This window comes from Glycocaulis sp. (genome assembly GCF_052168375.1).
GTDB lineage: Bacteria > Pseudomonadota > Alphaproteobacteria > Caulobacterales > Maricaulaceae > Glycocaulis.
The window spans coordinates 1-2,538 of sequence record NZ_JBQLZR010000314.1 but is presented as its reverse complement, the minus strand read 5'-3'; the positions used below and the strand labels follow the sequence as shown (position 1 = coordinate 2,538).

The 2,538-nt window shown below is 66.7% G+C and carries 2 protein-coding genes and 2 pseudogenes; 3 read left to right on the top strand and 1 reads right to left on the bottom strand.

The annotated features are described in order from the left end of the window. Positions 1-464: pseudogene (locus ACTS2Z_RS13030) on the bottom strand (tRNA (adenosine(37)-N6)-threonylcarbamoyltransferase complex transferase subunit TsaD); the annotation flags it as partial. 51 nt (positions 465-515) lie between these two features. Between ACTS2Z_RS13030 and hemC the strand changes: the two are divergent. The 3 genes and pseudogenes from hemC to ACTS2Z_RS13015 form a co-directional block, all read left to right on the top strand. Next, positions 516-1,484 (top strand): hydroxymethylbilane synthase, encoded by a 969-nt coding sequence (gene hemC / locus ACTS2Z_RS13025; RefSeq protein WP_442573641.1) that lies wholly within the window; start codon positions 516-518, stop codon positions 1,482-1,484. Continuing rightward, complete coding sequence (locus ACTS2Z_RS13020; protein ID WP_442573640.1) at positions 1,481-2,209, top strand: uroporphyrinogen-III synthase; 729 nt, start codon at positions 1,481-1,483, stop codon at positions 2,207-2,209. The genes hemC and ACTS2Z_RS13020 overlap by 4 nt, the downstream gene beginning before the upstream one ends. A gap of 40 nt (positions 2,210-2,249) precedes the next feature. Next, positions 2,250-2,538, top strand: a pseudogene (locus ACTS2Z_RS13015) (hypothetical protein); the annotation flags it as partial.

The window sequence follows — 2,538 nt, the reverse complement described above, 5'->3', positions numbered from 1 at the left end:
CCGGAGACCAGCAGCAGAAGCCAGGGGAAGGCCAGCGGCTCCACAAGGCGCGGCGATAGCGCATGGCCTTCGAGATGGTTGACCGCGATCAGCGGCTTGCCTGAGCCCAGCGCCAGGCCCTTCGCTGTCATCAGGGCCGCCATGACCCCGCCGATAAGGCCCGGACCGGCCGTCGCCGCGATAGCGTCAAGTGCGTCAAAGGCGAGCCCCGCCTCGTCCATCACCTCTCGGCTGAGATGATCCATGCGTTCGGCATGGCTGCGCGCGGCAATCTCCGGCACGACCCCGCCAAACGGCGCATGCGCGCTGTTCTGGTTGATGACCCGTTCGGCCAGCACCTCTACCTGTCCATCGCCGTGCAGGCGGACAACTGCCGCCGCGCTGTCATCACAGCTCGATTCCAGACCCAGCACCGTCACCGGTGCGCCTGCTTGCATGGGTGTGTGTGAATGCGATAACGCCATACCCATCCGTTAGCGCCGCCCCGGCAGGCTGACAACTCACGGAGATCAGCTTTGGCCCCCACCCTGCCTGTCATGACAATTGCCACCCGCACCTCACCGCTTGCCATGGCGCAGGCCCGCATGGTGCAGGCGGGGCTGGCTCGCGCGCATGGGCCGCTCGATGCCGACGCGGCCTTTCCGATACTTGGCCTTGTTACCACTGGCGATCAGATCACCGACCGCGCCCTTCTCGAGGCCGGGGGCAAGGGGCTCTTCACCCGCGAGCTTGACCGTGCGCAACTGGATGGTGAGGCAGCCTTCGCCGTCCACTCGATGAAAGATGTCCCCACCCATCTGCCGGACGGGCTGGAGCTGGCCTGTGTGCTGGAACGCGAAGACCCGTCAGACATTCTGCTTATGGCCAGCGGCCCGGCCCGTCTGGAGGACCTGCCACACGGCGCCCTCGTTGGCACCGCCTCCTTGCGGCGTCAGGCCCAGGCCCTGCACGCCCGGCCTGATATCGAAATCACGCTTTTGCGGGGCAATGTCGGCACGCGCCTACAACGCCTCGCCGACGGACCGATCGTGGCAACCTTCCTGGCAAAGGCCGGGCTGAAGCGGCTGGGCCGTCCGGAAGCGAACGGGCAAGGGCTGGATTTTGCGCACTTCCTGCCCGCCCCGGCGCAAGGCGCTGTAGGCATCACGATACGCAAAGGCGACGAAGCCGCCCGGCGCGCGCTGGAACCGCTGAACCATCAGGAGACCGCGCTTGCAATAGCGGCTGAGCGCGGCGTGCTGGAAGCGCTCGATGGTTCCTGCCGCACGCCACTGGCGGCCCATGGCACTCTCACAGGCGGCACTCTCGACCTCACCGCCGAGGTGCTGCAACCCGATGGCAAGCAGCGCTGGCGGCTGCAATCCGCCCAGAGCGGCATCACCACGCTCATCGAGGCCCGCCAGTTCGGACTGGAGCTTGGCCGCAGCTTGCGCGCAGACGGCGGTGCAGCGCTCGAAGCGGTTCTTTCCGGCACCGGATCATGACCAGCCCGCCTGTCATCGTGACGCGCACCCAGCCGGGCAATACGCGAACGGTTCGGGCTGTCAGGGCGATGGGCCTGAAAGCGATTGCCTGCCCGGTCTCGCAAGTGGTGCGCACACGGGCCCGGATCGAACCGGGTCCCGCTGGCGCCATTGCCCTGACCAGCGCCAATGCGCTTCGTGCGCTCACCGAACCTGCGTCCTTGCTTCACCTGCCGGTTTTTACGGTCGGCGAGGGCACGGCCCGTGCCGCCCGCGAGGCAGGTTTTGCCAGCGTTACAAGTGCCGGAGGCGATGCTGAGGAGCTTGCGCGGCTGATTGCCGCAAGCCTGAGCGCCAGGACACCCGTCCTGCACCTGAGCGGTGAGGACCGGGCCGGTGATCTGGCGGGCATGCTGGAGGTGCTGGGCTATGCGGTGACGACCCGCACGGTCTACCGCACCCGTCTGGCACGCGGACTGACCACGCGGACCCGCACGCATCTCTCCGGAGATGACCCGGCAATCGTACTGATCCATTCTGCCCGCGGGGCTGAACGCTTCGTGACGCTTGTGGACGAAGCGCAACTCTCTGCCACGCTGGCGCGTCTGACCTTCATCGCCATTTCCGAACGCGCAGCCGTGCCGCTACACGCCAAGGGTTTGCGCGTTATCACTGCCACGCAACCCGGAGAGGAAAGCCTGCTTCACGCCTTGCGCGAACTGGCTAAGCCCGGCGGCGCACCCTAGAGTGCAAGGCGGCGCACGAGACACAAGCAACCGGACGATCATGACAGCCAACGCTTCCGATCCCAGCGCATCACGCAATGATGCCGAACCGATTGATGCCGAGTTCGAGCCGGCCAAGCCCGAAAAGCGCGCTTCTGGCGGCGGCAAGGCTCTGGCCCGTCTTGCCGCTATTGGGGTGATGCTGGGTCTGGCAGGCGCAATAGGGGGCGCAGCCGGCTGGTATGCTGCCAGTCTGAGCCCGCCTGCCTCGGACGGTGAGGCATCCCGCCTGGCCGAGCTGGAAAGCCAGCTTGCCGGTTTTGATGCCCGCCTGAACGCTGTGCAGGACA